This window comes from Rhizobium redzepovicii, assembly GCF_019793435.1.
Taxonomy (GTDB): domain Bacteria; phylum Pseudomonadota; class Alphaproteobacteria; order Rhizobiales; family Rhizobiaceae; genus Rhizobium; species Rhizobium redzepovicii.
This window is the reverse complement of the sequence record NZ_JAILYH010000018.1, coordinates 142,607-159,812: the sequence shown is the minus strand read 5'-3', so window position 1 is coordinate 159,812 and position 17,206 is coordinate 142,607. Positions and strand designations below refer to the sequence as shown.

Sequence of the window (17,206 nt, the reverse complement as noted above, 5' to 3'; positions counted from 1 at the left end):
CGCGCCCGCAGGCCCCTGCGCTAAATGAAAAGCTCCGGGCCTACGCGCGCTGACCCTATGCAACCAGAGGCAGGGGTCACTTTTGGGAGCCGATAAGGGGTCCCGTTACCAAGCCGATTGACAGTCGGCGGCAATCAGGCCGAGGTCATGGGCGGAGATCGTCGGCTGCGCCATGTCGACTGGGTCCTGAAAAGTTGGCAAAATGCCGGAAGCGACGGCCATCGGGATCACACGCCCCCAATTGTGCATGTGTTCGGCCGACCGCAGCACAAGCAGCTGGGTTTTGAGTTGGGCGAGCCGCGCCTCAAGATCGCGGAACATGCTGGGCATCCCAATATCATCGGTGACGTGGGCTCCGTAATCGGAGATTGCCAGCACCTGCTTCGGCCGTGTCTGGGTCAGCGCCTCGAACAGGCCTTCGATCGATCGCCGGAGACCATCAGCCGGATCCTTTGTCAGTGGCGATACCGGGATAATGATTTGCACGGCGTCAGCATCGCCGATCGCCATGGCTAAAGCGGCGGCATTTTGCAAATCGGCGGTAGCAATCTCGCAGCCGATGTCGCTCAGCCGCGCTGCTTTTGTCCTATCGCGTAGGATCGCCCGGACTGGCATACCCGCCCGGCGCAGGGCCGATGACGTTGAGTAGCCGACATTGCCCGCGGCTCCGACGATCGCAAACATGCTCCATCTCCCTGTTGTGATGGCTAGGAATTGAGAAAAACCAGCCAGCATCGCACCCAGCCACTTATCTAAATGTGGAATCGTTAAGGCCATGCAGCAATAGCCCTCATAACGCATGTTATCGGGGGTATTGCCTATGTCGGAGAATTTCTTCGGAGACCCAAATGCGAACTTCGATTATGTGCTATGGCGGTGATCCATATGTGAGTCCGCCTAATTGACGGACGACAGCAGACCGACTGGCGTTGCAGTTGGCGTTGTCGTGGTATTTGGAGCGATGATGAAGGACAAGAAGGCGAATGCCGAGTTGGTTGTGTCACCTCAACAGATCGCTCAAGCAAAAGCAGAAGGTAAACTGGGCCGTGAGAACTCCCCGGGCTTATTGACTGTCCTGCCGATCCGCAGTGAAAAAGACGATATGCTGCCCCCGACTTGACCTATTTTCGGCGTTGCTGCCGGCCGCGCGGCCTTCGTTGTCACTCGGCGCAAATTAATCCCAGCGCGGAAGCCTCCTTTGTCTTCCCGCGCTCGATATAGACCTAGAGTGAGCGAACCAAATGCCCCGCTTTCTATTTGCCCTGATTATCGGAGTCGGAGCACTCCTGAACGGCTGGTATCGTCTTGGAACTCCGGCAACTGATGCCGAGCAGGCAGGCTGGCTATACACGCGTTTCGGCCCGAACGGGATCGGGTGGGGTATGATAATGCTCGGGGCAGTCGTGCTTGTTATCGGTGTTCTCATGCTACGTACTTGGCTAGTCAAAATGGACGAACCTAAAGTCAGACGCGACAGGTGAATGGTGGCGCTCGTCCCAGGCATGACGGATATCGGCCCGAAGTGGTCATCGGGAATGGTACCTGCCTGTCTGGTGGCGCGCGCAAGCGACAGGTCGGTGGGCTGGACCATATGTCATTGGTTGGGACCGCTTTTAACTCCCTGCAAGAAATTGTGAAAACAATACAATGCGTGGGAAATTGTGGGCTCCGCTTTCGCAGCGAGGCCGCATCCGCTCCCTGGGTCAGAGACTATGTGTCTAAGCCCGCTTTAGACACGATATGCTAGCCAAGATCCTTTTCACGATCATCTTCCCTATATTTCTTCCGCGCATTATGTCGAGAAAGGCCTGAACCGCGTGTTCGACCACGGTCTCGTCGTACACGATACGGCCGTCACTAAGCCCCTTTCCATGAGCGCGCGAAACTCGCATGCAAGGCCGAGATAACGTAAACGGCAGAAACTTGATAGAGGGCGTGGCGATGCCCTGAACACTTTGCGGGGAAGGAAAGGATCCACCCTCATTACGCCCCCCACAGGAAACAGAGCGGCGCGGCTAAGCCACGCAAGTAAATTGACCCCGACGTCGACCGATATTTCGAACTGAGGTGGCGTCCTATTTTCTGCTGACCATGGCGCATGTGTCCGCACCTTCTGACCTGTCACGACAGTACTGATCTTTATCTTCGTGATCGAAAACGTCCAGTCTCATCCACTCCTGCATCGAGAGAAAGAAACATCAGCATTTGAAGCCAAGCCCGCTCTTGCGAAAGCGGGCCATACACGCCTTGAAGGGATACGAACTGCCGACCCGTTATTGCCCCACCCACGCCCGTACGACCTTTGGATGAATTCAAGAGGCTGTTGAGTTTGTGCTTGCATAATCAGCAAGCGTCTCTATATTTGCTAGCATGAACAGCAAGCAGAGGAAGGCTCTCGCGGCGGTCTTCAAGGACCCGGTCTCGGGTACCATTGAATGGGCCGCTATAGAGAATCTGCTTGTGGCTGCCGGAGCCGACCTCATTGAGGGGAACGGTTCCCGCGTTAAGTTTGAAAAAGACGGGATCATTGCGAGCTTCCATAGACCACATCCGGCCAAGGAAGCAAAGCGTTATCAGGTGCGCGATGCTCGCGAGTTCCTGATGCAGATTGGAGTAACGCCATGAACATCATGACCTACAACGGATATCACGCTCGCATCGAATTCGACGCTGAGGACGATGTGTTTTTCGGCAGGATTGCAGGTATCTCCGATGTAATCGGCTTTCACGGTGACAGTGTCGCTGAACTCAAGAAAGCCTTCCATGAGGCAGTCGATGACTACCTGGAGACCTGCAGGAAAATCGGCAAAGAGCCTCAGCGACCCTATTCTGGGAAGATGATGTTTCGTGTCGCTCCCGAAGTCCATCGCCGAGCAGCTCTTGCTGCTGAGCTTGCGGGAAAGAGTCTGAACCAGTGGGCAGAAGAGGTGCTGGAAGAGGCCGCCGACCATTACGCCGAGGCGCGCTTGCCGGCGTAGTTCCCTTCACAGTACCGCCCATCGGCGTGTCCGATGAATTGGTGTTCCATTCGAACCATTACGCGATCTTCTTCGCCCATAGTGAACAGCATGGCGACAAGCTGGGTGCGGGTCTCCAAGCTCTCGCCCTGCCAGAACCATTTACCCCGCTATTTTCAGTGTCAGTGGCGTAAAGTGCATTTATGAACTTCAGGTTCTCGGTCCGATTTGCAGGAGCGTCTGATACTTCCCTTGAGCAACCACACTCTGCTGCGCGTCATCCGCATGCAGGACTATCGCCGTCGGGGAGCATCCGCCACTCTGTGAGATAGGTCGATGGAGCGAGGCCTGCGACCGTTTTGAAGTGGAGTGCTAATGATGTCGCGACATTGCGCTTTCTTGAGCAAGTTCTTCAAGCAGGCTCGAGGGGGGTCAAACACAGTGCCGGGGGAACTCGCGGTTCGGCCGGAGCCCGCAGTCAACCGGCCGGCATACGGCTTGAGGCGTTGATGTGAGATCGCAGGATCTCGATGAAAAGAAACTGCGCCGAGCTGGCTAATTCATAGAGTTGGCTTCTTCGAGGGTGAAGTGCAGCGGGGGCTACTTCGCCGCATAAGCGATCGAGCGTGCGGTAACCAACTCAAGTGCATCGGCATCGATGTCGGCGAACTCCAATCCTCGCGCCGCGCACTCTGCCGCTCCTGCCTCGACTGGTGCGAAAGGCTCGCCCATCTTGCCGGCAGCCTCGGCAAGGCGCTGCTGTCAAGCTTCCTCGACAAGGGCTGGGCGAGGCGCACCGCCGAAAGCCGCTCGATCATCTTCTCGCTCGAAGGCTCCCGGCAGTTCGTGAAACTGTTTCCGTCACAGGCGTAGCTTTCCGTTAGAATCTGACGTCCAATCGAGCGTTGGCGCTATGGCGGTTCTGGCCATCGCCGAATTCTCCCCGGTACGATACGGATGCGGCCGCGGCCGCGGTCAACTGCAATGCCACCGATCCACCGGCAACGACGCTGTTTTCGGCATTGCGCAACCCTTTCACGACGAAACTCCCGCCATTTTCGAATGTCAGCGCGGAGAGCGCCGTGTCCTGATCGGCTATCCGTCTTCAGGCGACATCGAAACCGGTTACGACGTTCTTTCGGCGACCGAAGCCTGCCGTTCCGCACGCAGTCCGACCGTCGTTGCAAACTGGTCTTCGCGCGCGCTTTCTCCGGAAAGGGAAGAAGCGCCGCCATCTTCGTGGAAGCTGTCGCGCTGAGCGATTGCATAATCCAGTCTGCCGAATGGGGTGATAATAAGGTCACGGGAAAGGCCGAAGTCGAATGAGGCCTCGGAAAAGAATTGGGCGGTGTGGCGTTTTATCTAGCGGCGCGAGCTTTGGCACCGCATCTCAGCAGGCTAGGTTGCGGTGGAGGGGACTGCCAAGAGGACTAAGTCCTGAGGAACATGCCCACTGGAGCCGCGTTTTGCTACGAAGGCAATTAAGCACTGACCCGAACGAACATGGACCGGCGGAATTTCTCGAAAATCCACATATGTGTTCTTTACCTGGTCGCAGCCCTGGCAGGCTGTTCCTCCTCTTCCGATGCTGATCAGATCAGTGCGCAAGCGAGAATTATTGCGTCCTGTTCGAATTCGGCTCGCATGGCGCTCGTCGAATGGGACTTGATGCAGTTGCCGGATGCTTATGTACAGCGGACCTTGCAGTCGATGCAGCGCAATGTCGAAGTTGCCGATTCAAAGATCGGAACCGTCCACGGCCTCGACGCGAAAGCGCGCGAAGTGACGCGATCGGCGAGCGATATTCTCGATCTACTCCGACAAGCGCGGAACCAGGTTGCGCAGGGGGATCGCGACACCAATCAAACGGCGACGCAGCTAAAAGCTGCGAGCGACCGCCTGAACCTGACCTCAGGTGTGAGACGCACATGAAGAAGATATTAGAAATATCGCTTGGAATTGTGACGAGCGTTGGCGGTTTTCTGGAAATCGGATCACTGGCAACGGCGGCCCAAGCGGGAGCGGCATTCGGTTTTCAACTGATCTGGGCAATTGTGCTCGGGACGATCTGCATCATCTTCCTTGTTGAAATGGCTGGCCGCTTTGCCGCAGTAAGCGGTCACACTATCTCGGATGGTATCCGTGAGCGGTTCGGTTTCAATTTCTTCCTTCTGCCTTTCCTCTCGATCCTGTTGCTCAATCTGATGGTCCTTGCCGCCGAAATAGGAGGTGCGGCTGTTGCACTGGAGCTCGCTACAGGCGTGGCCTTTCAATGGTGGGCACTCCCCGTTGCGTTCCTTGCCTGGTTGTTACTCTGGAAGGGCACTTTCGGTTTCATCGAGAAAGGCGTTTCCGTCCTCGGATTGGTGACCCTTTGTTTCGTGGTTGCTTCCGTATTGCTTAAACCTGATTTGAAGGCGGTGGCGGTCGGTGTATTGCCAAGCACGCCGCATCACGACCATGCCAGTTATTGGTTTATAGCGGTCAGCATTCTCGGTGCCTCGATATCACCATATCTATTTTTATTCTATTCATCCGGCGCCGTCGAAGACCAGTGGGACGAAACGTATCTAGGCACCAATCGCGCAATCGCGGGACTTGGAATGAGCTTTGGTGGCACCATATCGATCGCCGTTCTCATCGTGGCCGCTCTTGTGCTGGCTTCCAATGGGGTGGATCAAATCACCGATTACCATCAATTACCGACCATGCTCGTTCCCGTGTTCGGGCTGTGGGGATACTGGCTATTTGTTGCTTCCTTGGGAATTGCCTGTTTGGGCGCGATTTTGGAAGTTGGGTTGCAGCAGGCGTACCTGGCGGCTCAGGGATTGGGCTGGAACTGGGGCGAAGACCGCAAACCGCGCGAAGACCCCGGATTTAGCGCTGCATACACGCTGGCACTTTTGTTTGGCGCCATTCCGATCGCTTTTGGCCTCGATCCGCTGAAACTGACGATTATGTCCATGGCTTTGACTGCAGCCACACTTCCGCTGACAGTCGTCCCATTTCTCTTCCTGATGAATGATAAGCGATATGTTGGGAAACATGGAAACGGGATCATCTCCAATTCGGCAGTCGTCCTCATCATCCTGCTGGGCTCTGTGCTGGCGATTGTGACCATCCCACTCGAACTGATCGGAGGCACGTGATGGATTTGCTGCGTGATGTACTCGACAAGCAACTGGTCGACCGGGACGGCGTGAAGATGGGCAAGGTTGACGGCATCGTCGCCGAACTGGGCCCAGATGGCCCGCCCCGCGTCGTCGCAATAGAGGTCGGCGCTGTTGCGTTGGCCCGCCGATTTGGCCACCGGCCACAGCAATGGATAACCTGGCTCGCGACCAAACTCGGTGGAGAAAGATACTCAAGACCTCATCGCGTGGCGTGGAGCGCAGTCCGGTCTATTGGCGTCGACGTTCAGTTAGAAGCGTCCGTGAGCGATACCGCAATCTTCGATTGGCAAGACTGGTTACGAGACAGAGTGGTAACTAAAATTCCCGGAGCCTGACGTGGTAGAAATCAATATCGAATTGCTGGTCGGTCGCGCCGTCTCGTCTAGAACAGGGAAAACAATTGGCCACATCGAAGAGGTACGAGCCGAACGAGACGGGCCCGATCTTGTCATAACTGAATTCCATGTCGGCTCGTACGCAGCCCTGGAACGCATGTCTGCGTCGCCGATAGGTGCAGAGCTACTGGATCTCTTTCGCCTCCGCCGTGAACCGCGCGGCTTTCGCATACGATGGAATCAAATCGAACTCGGCAAGGCCGAGCTAAAGCTGCTTTGCGATGAATCCGAACTCACGGCGCTGGACCGCCATTCGGAAAGCGATTTGGGCTCTGCCGACCAGCGATATTAGGCCATTTTTGGCACGGTGGCTCGGGGGGGTGCAGCTTGGCTACCGATCGGCGGATCATCAGGCTTGTTGCCAGACCCTTCCGCCGCAACCATGCCTTCATGGAGTTCTCCTCTTCTTCCCGCGGTGATCATAAGTGGAAAATTCTAGGTCTGAACGGCCTAATTCAGCGGGGCACGTTACTCGGCAACAGCCCCAAGAACCAAACCAGTATGCAAGGCTGCTTATGAACGCAACGGCGAACACGAGCGCCCAGATGAGAGGACTTTGCCTGCTCTCGCACCCCGGCGTCCTTGTGCGTCGTACGGAGTGCCCTTCTCGATCGAAACGTAGGGATCACGCTGCCGGTCCCGATGATGATGAAGCTGCATGAGCCCGGCCCTATACCGGGCCGTATCGTCATCCGTCTCGGCTCGTGTCGTCATCTTCCGTTCAACGGTTTCAAACATCGCCCGCTACCATTCCGTGTCCTTCGCGTCATGTTAACCGTGGATGACATCGACGAGACGAGACGCTTGAAAGGCTACGCAAGCCGGGCGCGCAGGTCGTAGGCGAAGTCGTCGATTATAGGGACGTTTATCGGCTCTGCTACATCCGTGGGCCTGACGGGCTTCTCATCGGACTCGACCAGGAACTCGGCTGAGCGTTGGGAGCTCTGCGCGTCATTCTTGCGACGCTTCGATCAACGCCCTGGCGCGGAGCAGCACGGGGCTCGAATGACCTTCCGAGAATTGTTGATAGATGGGAGAGAGCACACTCCTTGCCTCGCCTTGGTATCCCGCCGCCTTGCGGAAATTTATGAGGCTGACGGCCGAGGTCAATTGCCAGTACAGCGCCTCCTGCCGGGCGGCTTCCATCATGGCGTTCTGGAAAAGCTCTTCTATCTCCAAAGGCGTTCTCAAGTCCTGATCCCTGAGAACCTCACCCTTTCTCCTCAAGATTTCCGGGATCATCCAGTGGTAGCCATGCTCCCGCGAAAATGACAATGCGTGGCTGAGCTCGCTCAGTGCCTCATTGAGCCGGCCCAAGGCTTGCAGCGCCGCAGCGAGTTCGCAAAGGAAGGTGGGATAGAACAACAGGTATGACGCTTCGCGCATCTCCGCGATGCCGGCCCGCAGATCTTCGACGCCCGCGTAGGCATCGCGGAGCCTGCGCGCAATTGCTCCCCTGACGCTCAGGCCAACGGCATGAAAGGGCCGAAGGCCGTGTTGCGACGCCTGCCGCGACAGCTCTTCGCCCCAGACTTTCGCCCGGTCCAAGTCGTCGATGCTGAGCGCAACGAACGAGGCGGACCAGGCGAGCGCGACGCATAGGACAAAAGGCTGCGCCGTTTCCCGGGCCTCCTGAATTGCCTGCTCTGCCGTTTCCGCCGCCTGCTCCAGCAGGCCGCGCGAGATGAGGTTGACCGTGTTATGAGACAAGGAAGAGGTGCGGACATCCGCTTCCAGTCTCAGCAGATCAATTTTGCGGTGCTCGACCGGATAGTTCGCCGCTGCCCAGCTCAGCCGATCACCTGCCTCCCGGTGGCGCGCCTGATAGGTTTGCGGGATACCGACGAGCCATGAGGCCGTGGTCCGTTCGTGCAGGTCTCGCTCGTCGAGCGTGGCCTCGTATTCCTGCGCGAATGTCAGCGCATCGTCCAGCCTGGCTGATCTCGCGGAAAAGAGCCACAGGGCACAGGTGACGCGCTGGAGGTAGTCGGGATCGTTGAGGCTCCTCGCCAGATGCAGCGCGCCGATGAGTACCTCTTTCCCGCGCGGATTCATTCCTTGCGTATAAATGAGGGCGTAACCGAGCGCACAGCGCAAGACCATCTCGATGCGACTTCCTTTTTCCTCGCCAAGGCGGTCGAGAGCGCGCTCGGCCCAGTCGCCCGCTTCGGAAACCAGCGAGATTGCCGTCCAGAAGTCGCTCGATGTCGCAGCGAGCTTAGCGCCAAGGCCACCCTTGCCGCCCTCGGACAGTGCCCATCGCAGGGCCGCTCGCAAATTGTCGATCTCGCGTCGATAGTGCGTGATGTTCTCGATGGCCGCAGAGAGCGTGCGTCGCCCCGAGAAGGGTTGAAAGAGCTTGAGGAAATGCTTCGCCATTCTGCACATCGTCCGGCGAAAGTCCTCGCCGTCGCCGAGCTTCTCGAGCGAGTAGACGCGCACCGTCTCGAGCAGACGCCAGCGCGGTACCGTTTCCGATCCGTCGAATGTGATCAGGGATTTGCTGACGAGGTTGGATATGGCCAGCGTCGTTTCCGCGTCCCCTTCACCACTTACGGCCACGGCGGCATCCAACGTGAAGCCTCCTGGAAACGCCGCCAGCCTGCACAATAGCTGGCGCTCCGACTCCGGCAGGAGCTGATAGCTCCAATCCAAAGCTGCGCGCAGCGTTTGATGACGGGGCAAGGCGGTGCGGCGACCGCCCGTGAGAAGAACGAACCGGTCGTCTAGGCGACCGGCAATCTGCTGTAGTCCGAGGGTCGCAGCGCGGGCCGCCGCCAGTTCGATGGCGAGCGGGATGCCGTCGAGATGCCGGCAGATATCGGCGATCGTTGAAAGCTTCTGCTGATCCGGCTCGAAATCCCATTGGAGCGCCCGTGTGCGCGCGACGAACAGATCGATGGCGCTGTGTTCTGCGGCACTGACCACCTCTCCACTATCCGGTACTTCCAACGGCGGTACGCGGTAGGCGAATTCTCCCTCTATTCGCAGGGATTCTCGGCTCGTCGCGATAACGGTCACGTGCGGGCAGATTCGCAGGATCGTATCGATCATCGCGGCAGCGGCGTCAATGACGTGCTCGCAGTTGTCAATAAGAAGCAGAACCCTGCGTTCGCCGATGGCGCGCGCCACCACCTCGGCGGTGATTTGATCACCCTGAAGCTTCAGATCGACAGCTTGGGCGACAGTCGTCGGAACGAGCTCAGGCTCCCGAAGCGAGACCAGTTCCACGAAGAATGCGTCGCTGCCCAGCTGCGGCAGCAGACGGCGTCCCAATTCAGACGCGAGCATTGTCTTGCCGATGCCGCCAGGACCGGTCAGGGTGACGACACGATATGCCGAGGTGAGCGTCAGAAGTCTGCGCAGGGCGCTCTCGCGCCCAACCAGTTCGGAGGCGGGTGCCGGAATGTTTGAGACAGGTCGGCTTTCCCGGGACGGCATGCCTGTCGTCGTAATCTGCGACGCGGCAGACGGAGGATCGGATTTCCACTGACCGATCAGTCGATACCCCCGGCCCGAGATCGTCTTCAGCAGATCCCGGTCTTTTCCCAGCGCCTTCCGGATCGCCGATATATGGACTTGGATCGTGTTGTCCTCCACGACAAGCCCAGGCCAGACGCGTCGCATTAGATCGTCCTTGGTGACGGCCTCTCCCGAGGCTGTCGCCAGCACTTCCAAGATATCGAAGGCGCGGCTGCCCAAAGGGACCGGAGCCCCGAGAGCACGGAGCTCCCGCTTCCCAAGATCCAGCTCCCAGCCCGAGAATTCGAATAAATTTCGTTCTATTTGTCCCAAGCTTATCCGATCTCTTTTGCCAAAGCCGCGAAAAATTCAGGGACGCTGAACCTCAAGGCGCCTGCTTGTGAAGCGATGCCCTCTGCGCAAGCAGATATATTTCAGGATATTTCAGATTCTCTCAAGCGACTTAAGTCGCGTTGGTGGTCATCCCGCTTTAGAAGATTGAACCCAGGTCCCGCGCCGCATCGGCGCTACTAAATTCTTGGACCGCTAAGATCACAAAGAGAAGGAGGCTGGCATGTATAGTGGCAAACTACTTCAGTTCCCCCCAAAAAAGATAGCACCGCCGGCGGAAGATGCGCCGGTTGTGTGCCTCGTGAGCAATGATCCAGTATTCAATCGATCTCTGGACCAAGAGATCCAAACTCTCGGCGCGCGGCCAACCAGCTTCAGTTCTGCACGGGATTTTCTCACCCAGGCTCGCGATGCACGCTTCGCGTGCGTCATCATCGACAATGCCCTGGCCGATCTTGACGTCGACGTCCTCACCCTCCTGATTTGCCGGCAGGCAGTTCGTCACCCCGTGATCGTGCTGACATCCGAGGGCGATTCTCAAGTGACGTTGACTGCCACCCGATATCCGGTGACATTTCTGCCGAGACCTTTAGCCACGGGCAATCTCGTCCAACTGATCCACTCTTCCGTTGAGGCGACCATCTCGATCAGCCAGCTGGATTGCCGTTACCAGAGCCTTTCGGCGCGCGAAAGGCAGGTCATGCAGTTCGTCGTCGAAGGTCTGCTGAACAAACAAGTCGCATATAAATTGAATATCAGCGTGATCACGGTAAAGGCCCACCGCGGTCAGGTAATGAGGAAGATGCGAGCCCGCTCACTGCCGGAGTTGGTGAACATGGCCGCGAAGATTGGACAGGGCCTCTACGCCGTATGCTGAAGCCGAGCCAACGGCAGTTCGAGACAGTTTAGCCAATACCTAAGTGTAGTTATAAGTGCGCGCCGATCGGTCTAATCTCCTCTATATCGCCGCCCTCGATAAGGCGATACGCTTAAACAGCGACAGTGCTCCCGCGTCCTCCCCTCCGCCGGAGCGCGCGGATCCTCAAGGTCCGCCAGAGGCCGTCTCCGACCGCCCGGAGACGGCCTTTTCTTCATGGGGCCGCCAATCGCGCGCCCCGCGATCGCGTACCGGCCATAGTGACGGAGACGGTTTCAGTGTCGAGCTTGTTCAATTCTTGCGCAATCAATTCGAAAGCCGCACTCCAAACGATCGGCTCGTAGCGATCGCTGCCAGCGTTGTAGCGCAGCGGCACAGTCAGCCTGCCGGAATCTTCCAGCTTGTGGTCCGTCCATTCCCAAAGCTCCGAGACGGCATGGTCAGCGAAAAAAACGGTCCCGATCGTTTTGCGGTCGATTCCCAGGTGATGGCCTTCGCGCCATTTTTACAGAAATCGAAAGACGATGTGTGCTTGGGATCGGGCCAGGCGCAGCCGGGACAGTCGAAACCCTCCGGCTGGTTCGCTTTGAGCAATGTCATTGCCCCCTGCGCGACCACTTGTGGTGCGCAAGCGTTTTTGCGACGGCCTTGAGCGCATCCCATCCGCCAGCCGGGCGGATCATACTGCTCGGTACCTTCCGGACGCTTATCTTTCATCTCGGCAACTCCTCAAGGCTTGATAGCTTTGTGATCTGGACGCGCGGGCGCGACCGCCAGAAAGTTAGTGCCGAAGGCGGACGACGGACATAATACACTGGGATAGGCGCGCGGGCGCATTTGCCGTCGCGCTCCGCGAGGCTCATCCCTCGATGCCTATGTCGTGGAAACCATCCGCGAAGCCCCGACAATATGAACGGACAAGGGCGCGGCCCCTCGATGGACGGGCCGCGGGATTGAACCGAAATTAACGAACCGGCTTGAAGGCCGCCCGCAATTCTTCGGCGAAGAGCTGCGGCTGTTCCCAAGCGGCAAAATGCCCGCCTCGCTCAACCTGGTGGTAGTAAACCAGGGAAGGATAGGCCTGGCGGCTCCAGCTCTCCGGCGCTTTGTAAATTTCCTTCGGGAAGACCGAGATTCCGACCGGGATCTTTATGTCCTTGGTCTTCTGCGCTTCGGAGCTGAAGTTGTTGTTGTTATTTTCCCAATAGAAGCGGGATGATGACGCGCCCGTGTTGGTCAGCCAATAGAGCGTGATGTCATTCAGCATTTCATCCCTCGACAAGACGCGTTCGGGAACGCCGTCACTGTCGCTCCACTGCGCGAACTTCTCATAGATCCACGACGCCAGTCCGGACGGCGAATCCGAAAGCGAATAGCCGATCGTCTGGGGCCGGGTGACCATCATGGCGCCGTAGGCGGCATTGCGGCCGAAGAACACGCTCAAGGAATGGTAGGCTTCCTTTTCGGACTGGGACAGTCCGGCAGGAGCCGCGTCGCCGCTATTGATCCCCCGCATGAGTTCGCCAGGCACGGTCGCCGGCATGTTCAGATGTATTGCCAGCAAACCAGTCGGTGCCTGCCTTGCCAAAGCATCCGAGATCACCGAGCCGTGGTCGCCGCCCTGCGAGACGTAGTGGGTGTAGCCCAGCCGCTTCACCAGGACATCCCAGGCGCGGGCGACGCGGTCAGGCCCCCAGCCTTGATCCGTCGGCCGGCCGGAGAAGCCGTAGCCGGGGATCGACGGAATGATCACGTCGAAGGCGTCTTCCGGCTTGCCGCCATAGGCAGTCGGGTCGGTGAGAGGGCCGATCGCCTTGATGAACTCGAACATCGAGCCTGGCCAGCCATGGGTCAAGATGACCGGCAGGGCGTTCGGATGGCGGGAGCGGACGTGAATGAACTGGATGTCCACCCCGTCGATCGTCGTGACGAACTGCGGCAGGGCGTTGAGCTGGTCTTCGGCTTTGCGCCAATCATAGTCGGTCCCCCAGTAACGGACTAGCTCCTGGACGCGCGCGAGCTGGATGCCCTGAGAGATATCTCCAACGGTCTCCTTATCCGGCCAACGCGTTTCTGCGATCCGTCTCTTGAGATCGTCCAGCTGGCTCTGCGCGACGCGAACGTGAAACGGCCGAATACTCTCGTCCGACGCTGGCTGGGTCTGCGCGATCGGCGCGCTCGTTTCTGCCGCGCCAGCGGACTGAACACAAGCCGTCGATATAAGCATGGTCGATCCGAGCGCGATCGCGACCGCGCGTACAAATAACGGGTTCGACCTGGAAAACTGGGCAATATTGGTCACTGAAACTCTCCTTCGCCTGTCGTTCTGCAACTACTCGCAATGGGAGTGCTAGGCGGCGGAAGTATCACATATGTTTCGTGGCGATATCTCTTTTGTCACGGATTGTACCGTCGAAGTCGTCAGATACTCGTTGATACAAATCCTGACATTACTCGTCCGTTGAAAATATCCGGCATCGCCGGCACTGCCCTTCGGCAGGCGCTGCAAAGAAGCTCGGCTGAAACGAGCATCACCTCATTAAACGATTTCGGAATTTATCATTCTATGGAAAACGGCGAACCAGATCAGCGGATTGTCGTGCGCAAATCGCGCCTAATCCCGGCGCGCATTCCCCTGTTGTTGCCGGGAAACAAAGCTGAAAGATCCAGGTTCGGCGCTGCCCAGAGATCAAATCATCGAGCATCGACGAATGCTGGATTCCGGTCCGGAGAAGTCAAACAAGCGTAATTGCCTGATACTCACCCGTTCCGCGATGAACCGCTGGTCGGAGGCGCCTTTGCCTCTGCAGTCGGAGCTGTCATCAGTCCAGCGCTTCCGAGGACCGAAACGAGGATCAGTCGGCCGGGGAAGCAACCGGCACCGGCAATGAAGCGATCAGGGCTCAAGCATCCGTGCTTGTCGACCAAGGCGTCCCTTGCTGGGAACGCCTATCAAGCCTAAGACTGTTTTCTGAAAGCGACCCGAGGGGCAACCGACTGGCGCACGATCATGTCGCACTCCAGCTTGACCTTGTGATTGTCATGCTGCATCCGCGGCGCCGCGATCATCTCGGCCAGCTTTTCGACCGCATAGCGCGCCATGTCGGCATGGGGCAGCTGCATGGTGGTGAGCGGCGGCAGCATGTCGCCGGAATAGGATTCGTTGTCGAAACCGATGACGGAAAGATCTCGCGGGATCTGTAGGCCGGCCTCCTTCGCTGCCTCGTACACACCCATGGCGATGCGGTCGCAGAAGCAGCATATTGCAGTCGGCCGGTCATCGAGCACCTGAAGCCGCTTGAAGGCGGCATAGCCGCCTTGAATGGTCCAGCGCCCCTTGATGATCAAATGATTATCGACGGGAATGTCACGCATGGTCAGGGCCCGACGATAGCCCTTGATCCGCTCGCGGGAGGCTTCGATCGAATCCTCGCCGCCGATATAGGCGATGCGGGTGTGGCCGGCATCGATCAGCGACAGCGTCGCATTCATCACTGCCGACAGGTCTCCCGGCACCACGCTCGGCAGAGGTTTTTCGACAGCGTAGCAATTCAAGAGGACCGTCGGCCATTCAGTGAGGTGCGGGGGAAGCGTGACCTGCTGCGTGATCAGCCGCGCATAGATGACCCCGGCAACAGGCAGCGTCGCGAGTCCAGGCGCCACAACGTAAGCGCGATTTTCTCCGCACCTTCAGTAATTGAGTGAGCTTTGGCATGAGATGTCCACCTAAAAGAGGTGGACACCAAGTTATGGATGAATGTCAAAAGTTGCCGTGCGGCTGGTTGGTCGGAATGGGAGACGCCGTTTCGATCAATGTTCGAAAGATCGCCTTGTTGCGGCCTGCCTTGAACCTGGCGCATCGGTATCAAAACTTGCGCGCCTACACGGGATCAACGCGAACCTCGTTTGGAAATGGATCAGGAAACACACCCAGGCCCATCCATTGCCGCCTTCTTCGCCATCAGTCTTTATTCCGGTTCAGGTCGCCTCCGCGAGCAGCAAGTTTGACATTGAGATGCTTGCGACGGATCGTGAAGAGCTGCCGCCAAAAGTGGAGAGGAACGGCCCGCTGTCTCCTCCAGCGAAGATGAGCGCGTCATTGCCGAATGGTGTGAGATTGACGACGCTGGAATGCGGCGATCTGGACGCATTGACGGCCGTAATCGGAGCCTTGGGTCATGTTCAAGCTGGGCGCTGATCTTCAAGTCTATCTGAATCGCGAACCGATCGACCTCAGAGCCGGCATCAACAGCCTTGCGGTTCTGGTCCAGGAGACGATGGCGCTCGATCCGTTTGCCCCGGCAGTTTTTGCCTTTTGTAATCGCAGGCGTGACCGCGTGAAGCTGTTATTCTTCGATCGCTCGGGCTTTGTGCTGATCCTGAGGCGGCTGACTGAAGGCAAGTTCCGATGGCCGCGCCGAGAGGTGCTGGTGGTCACGCTGACGACCGAGCAACTGCACTGGATTCTCGACGGGATCGATATCGGTGCGATGATCCGCCATCCCGTGCGGCAGTATCAGATCGCCGGTTGAAGGTGGCGAATTGAGCTGTTGACGCAAAGGGGCGGTTCAGATTCAAAACTACGATGAATCGAACCGGCGAACCGAAGCGTTGCAGAGCTGATGGCGCAGTTGGCGGCCAACGCCGCCGAAATCGCTGCGCTCAAAGCCGAGAAGGAAGCACTCTCGCAGCGGGTCGTCAAGCTGGAAGAAGAACTGGTGCTCGCAAGGCTCCGTCGTTTTGCCCCACGTAGCGAAAAGCACATCAATCGCCTCTTCAACGAAGCCGAAGAGGCGGCGGGTGAAGATGACAGTGACGACGGCGACGTCGTCTATCTTCCCAGGCCTGCCGCCTGTCGAGAGCGCGGCGGGATAGAAGCGCGGCCGCAGACCTTTGCCGGAAGATTTGCCGCGCGAGCGTGTCGAATATGACCTTCCCGACGATCAGAAGGCCTGCCCGTCCTGCCACGGCCAAATGCATCGCATGGGCGAGGCGGTTCCCGAGAACGCCAGGGTGAATGATCTCGGCGTTCAAAACCCATAGCGCCCGACTACAATGATTGAATTTAAAGAAATCACAGGTTGCGCGAGCGTCTCGCGCAATGTGAGCCGTCATCTTTCCAGTAACCGGAATCGCTGTTCTACTTTAAGACGCGCGTCCAAAAGGAGGCCGCGGGAGCAAGATCTCGCGTCCCCTTTTTCGCTCGCCGATTATCGCCTAGGCGACGACGGCGCCGGTTTTCACAGTGGTGAGAAGCTTGATGAGCGCCTGCGCTCCCGCAGTGGAAGATGCCGGGTTTTGCCCGGTGATCAACATGCCGTCGATGATAGCGAAGCTCTCCCAGTTCGCCTTCTTCTCATAGAGACCGCCGAGACGTTTGAGCTCGTCCTCAACAAGGAAAGGAACGACCTTCGTCAGTTGCACTTCCTCCTCCTCGCCATTGGTAAAGCCTGTCACCCGCTTTCCCTTGACGATCGGAGCGCCTCTATAGGTGACGCGATGAAGCACCGCCGGCGCGTGGCAGACTGCCGCCACCGGCTTGCCGGAGTTGTAAAAGGACTCGATCAGCTTGATGGACTCCGGGTTGTCCACGAGATCCCACATGGGACCATGCCCACCGGGATAAAAGACGGCGTCGAAATCTTCGGAACGGACTTCGCTCAGCTTCTTGGTGCTCGCAAAAACCTTCTGCGCGGCCTCGTCGGCCTTGAACCGCGTCATGGCGGGCGTCTGATTTTCCGGCAGATCGCTCTTCGGGTCGATCGGAGGTTGACCGCCTTTGGGGGACACGAGTGTCAAGTCGACGCCTGCATCGCGGAAGACGTAGTACGGTGCGGCGCCCTCCTCCAGCCAAAAACCAGTCTTGCGCCCAGTACTTCCGAGTGTGTCGTGCGAGGTGAATACCATGAGGATCTTCATGCTTAGGCTCCTTCCACTTTTCTGAATTTGCAGCCGATCGGCTGCACGACTGGAAGCATGTCTTGGATCAGC

At 58.0% G+C, this 17,206-nt stretch carries 16 protein-coding genes and 4 pseudogenes; 13 read left to right on the top strand and 7 right to left on the bottom strand.

The features are described 5' to 3' along the window. Positions 1-105: 105 nt before the first annotated feature. On the bottom strand, positions 106-684 hold the full coding sequence (locus K6N12_RS26395; RefSeq protein WP_222135061.1) for an NAD(P)H-binding protein: 579 nt from the start codon (positions 682-684) through the stop codon (positions 106-108). A 217-nt stretch (positions 685-901) separates the two neighbouring features. Here K6N12_RS26395 and K6N12_RS26390 point away from each other — a divergent pair, with 217 nt between their 5' ends. The 4 genes and pseudogenes from K6N12_RS26390 to K6N12_RS26375 all read left to right on the top strand — a co-directional run. Continuing rightward, positions 902-1,120: a hypothetical protein gene (locus tag K6N12_RS26390; protein WP_131711474.1), complete on the top strand. Its 219-nt coding sequence runs from the start codon at positions 902-904 to the stop codon at positions 1,118-1,120. Between the two features lie 1,250 nt (positions 1,121-2,370). Further along, positions 2,371-2,625, top strand: coding sequence for a type II toxin-antitoxin system HicA family toxin (locus K6N12_RS26385; protein WP_222135060.1), 255 nt, complete (start codon positions 2,371-2,373; stop codon positions 2,623-2,625). Next, entirely contained in the window at positions 2,622-2,978 is a 357-nt protein-coding gene (locus tag K6N12_RS26380; protein WP_131711471.1) for a type II toxin-antitoxin system HicB family antitoxin, read from the top strand. Before K6N12_RS26385 ends, K6N12_RS26380 begins: the two co-directional genes overlap by 4 nt. Before the next feature lie 612 nt (positions 2,979-3,590). Next, a pseudogene (locus K6N12_RS26375) lies at positions 3,591-3,830 on the top strand (transcriptional regulator); the annotation flags it as partial. A 252-nt stretch (positions 3,831-4,082) separates the two neighbouring features. Here the strand turns inward: K6N12_RS26375 and K6N12_RS35030 are convergent. After that, positions 4,083-4,253, bottom strand: coding sequence for an autotransporter domain-containing protein (locus K6N12_RS35030; protein WP_425517729.1), 171 nt, complete (start codon positions 4,251-4,253; stop codon positions 4,083-4,085). A 348-nt stretch (positions 4,254-4,601) separates the two neighbouring features. Here K6N12_RS35030 and K6N12_RS26365 point away from each other — a divergent pair, with 348 nt between their 5' ends. The 5 genes and pseudogenes from K6N12_RS26365 to K6N12_RS26345 all read left to right on the top strand — a co-directional run. Then, on the top strand, positions 4,602-4,889 hold the full coding sequence (locus K6N12_RS26365; protein WP_131711470.1) for a hypothetical protein: 288 nt from the start codon (positions 4,602-4,604) through the stop codon (positions 4,887-4,889). Beyond that, on the top strand, positions 4,886-6,106 hold the full coding sequence (locus K6N12_RS26360; protein WP_222135059.1) for an NRAMP family divalent metal transporter: 1,221 nt from the start codon (positions 4,886-4,888) through the stop codon (positions 6,104-6,106). The genes K6N12_RS26365 and K6N12_RS26360 overlap by 4 nt, the downstream gene beginning before the upstream one ends. After that, on the top strand, positions 6,106-6,465 hold the full coding sequence (locus K6N12_RS26355) for a hypothetical protein (RefSeq protein ID WP_131711468.1): 360 nt from the start codon (positions 6,106-6,108) through the stop codon (positions 6,463-6,465). The genes K6N12_RS26360 and K6N12_RS26355 overlap by 1 nt, the downstream gene beginning before the upstream one ends. 1 nt (position 6,466) lies before the next feature. Further along, positions 6,467-6,817 carry a hypothetical protein gene (locus tag K6N12_RS26350; protein WP_131711467.1) on the top strand — a complete coding sequence of 117 codons (351 nt, stop codon included), beginning with the start codon at positions 6,467-6,469 and terminating at the stop codon, positions 6,815-6,817. A gap of 464 nt (positions 6,818-7,281) precedes the next feature. Beyond that, positions 7,282-7,457, top strand: a pseudogene (locus K6N12_RS26345) (VOC family protein); the annotation flags it as partial. Between the two features lie 19 nt (positions 7,458-7,476). On the opposite strand, the gene K6N12_RS26340 reads toward K6N12_RS26345, so the two are convergent. Then, positions 7,477-10,320: an ATP-binding protein gene (locus K6N12_RS26340; RefSeq protein WP_222149013.1), complete on the bottom strand. Its 2,844-nt coding sequence runs from the start codon at positions 10,318-10,320 to the stop codon at positions 7,477-7,479. Between the two features lie 241 nt (positions 10,321-10,561). Between K6N12_RS26340 and K6N12_RS26335 the strand changes: the two genes are divergently transcribed. Then, the gene (locus K6N12_RS26335; RefSeq protein ID WP_131711465.1) at positions 10,562-11,215 is read left to right on the top strand and encodes a response regulator transcription factor; all 654 of its coding nucleotides are present in this window, start codon (positions 10,562-10,564) and stop codon (positions 11,213-11,215) included. Between the two features lie 280 nt (positions 11,216-11,495). Here K6N12_RS26335 and K6N12_RS26330 read toward each other — a convergent pair. From K6N12_RS26330 to K6N12_RS26320, 3 genes and pseudogenes are all read right to left on the bottom strand, one after another. Beyond that, positions 11,496-11,932, bottom strand: a pseudogene (locus K6N12_RS26330) (CbbBc protein); the annotation flags it as partial. A gap of 247 nt (positions 11,933-12,179) precedes the next feature. Continuing rightward, complete coding sequence (locus K6N12_RS26325; protein ID WP_425517726.1) at positions 12,180-13,517, bottom strand: epoxide hydrolase family protein; 1,338 nt, start codon at positions 13,515-13,517, stop codon at positions 12,180-12,182. Between the two features lie 656 nt (positions 13,518-14,173). Continuing rightward, positions 14,174-14,878, bottom strand: a complete 705-nt coding sequence (locus K6N12_RS26320; protein WP_245500056.1) for a substrate-binding domain-containing protein — start codon at positions 14,876-14,878, stop codon at positions 14,174-14,176. Between the two features lie 94 nt (positions 14,879-14,972). On the opposite strand from K6N12_RS26320, the gene tnpA reads away from it, so the two are divergent. The 3 genes and pseudogenes from tnpA to K6N12_RS26305 all read left to right on the top strand — a co-directional run. Then, the gene (gene tnpA / locus K6N12_RS26315) at positions 14,973-15,413 is read left to right on the top strand and encodes an IS66-like element accessory protein TnpA (protein WP_131711463.1); all 441 of its coding nucleotides are present in this window, start codon (positions 14,973-14,975) and stop codon (positions 15,411-15,413) included. Continuing rightward, positions 15,394-15,747, top strand: a complete 354-nt coding sequence (gene tnpB / locus K6N12_RS26310) for an IS66 family insertion sequence element accessory protein TnpB (RefSeq protein WP_131711462.1) — start codon at positions 15,394-15,396, stop codon at positions 15,745-15,747. The genes tnpA and tnpB overlap by 20 nt, the downstream gene beginning before the upstream one ends. 53 nt (positions 15,748-15,800) lie before the next feature. Further along, positions 15,801-16,231, top strand: a pseudogene (locus K6N12_RS26305) (transposase domain-containing protein); the annotation flags it as partial. Positions 16,232-16,432: 201 nt separating this feature from the next. On the opposite strand, the gene K6N12_RS26300 reads toward K6N12_RS26305, so the two are convergent. Then, positions 16,433-17,134, bottom strand: a complete 702-nt coding sequence (locus K6N12_RS26300; RefSeq protein WP_131711461.1) for a type 1 glutamine amidotransferase domain-containing protein — start codon at positions 17,132-17,134, stop codon at positions 16,433-16,435. Positions 17,135-17,206 lie beyond the last annotated feature (72 nt).

Coding starts and splice junctions, on each gene's coding strand:
- tnpB (WP_131711462.1), top strand. CDS start 15,394: ATGTTCAAGCTGGGCGCTGATCTTCAAGTCTATCTGAATCGCGAACCG.
- K6N12_RS26365 (WP_131711470.1), top strand. CDS start 4,602: ATGGCGCTCGTCGAATGGGACTTGATGCAGTTGCCGGATGCTTATGTA.
- K6N12_RS26395 (WP_222135061.1), bottom strand. CDS start 684: ATGTTTGCGATCGTCGGAGCCGCGGGCAATGTCGGCTACTCAACGTCA.
- K6N12_RS26360 (WP_222135059.1), top strand. CDS start 4,886: ATGAAGAAGATATTAGAAATATCGCTTGGAATTGTGACGAGCGTTGGC.
- K6N12_RS26380 (WP_131711471.1), top strand. CDS start 2,622: ATGAACATCATGACCTACAACGGATATCACGCTCGCATCGAATTCGAC.
- tnpA (WP_131711463.1), top strand. CDS start 14,973: ATGTCAAAAGTTGCCGTGCGGCTGGTTGGTCGGAATGGGAGACGCCGT.
- K6N12_RS26355 (WP_131711468.1), top strand. CDS start 6,106: ATGGATTTGCTGCGTGATGTACTCGACAAGCAACTGGTCGACCGGGAC.
- K6N12_RS26335 (WP_131711465.1), top strand. CDS start 10,562: ATGTATAGTGGCAAACTACTTCAGTTCCCCCCAAAAAAGATAGCACCG.
- K6N12_RS26385 (WP_222135060.1), top strand. CDS start 2,371: ATGAACAGCAAGCAGAGGAAGGCTCTCGCGGCGGTCTTCAAGGACCCG.
- K6N12_RS26300 (WP_131711461.1), bottom strand. CDS start 17,134: ATGAAGATCCTCATGGTATTCACCTCGCACGACACACTCGGAAGTACT.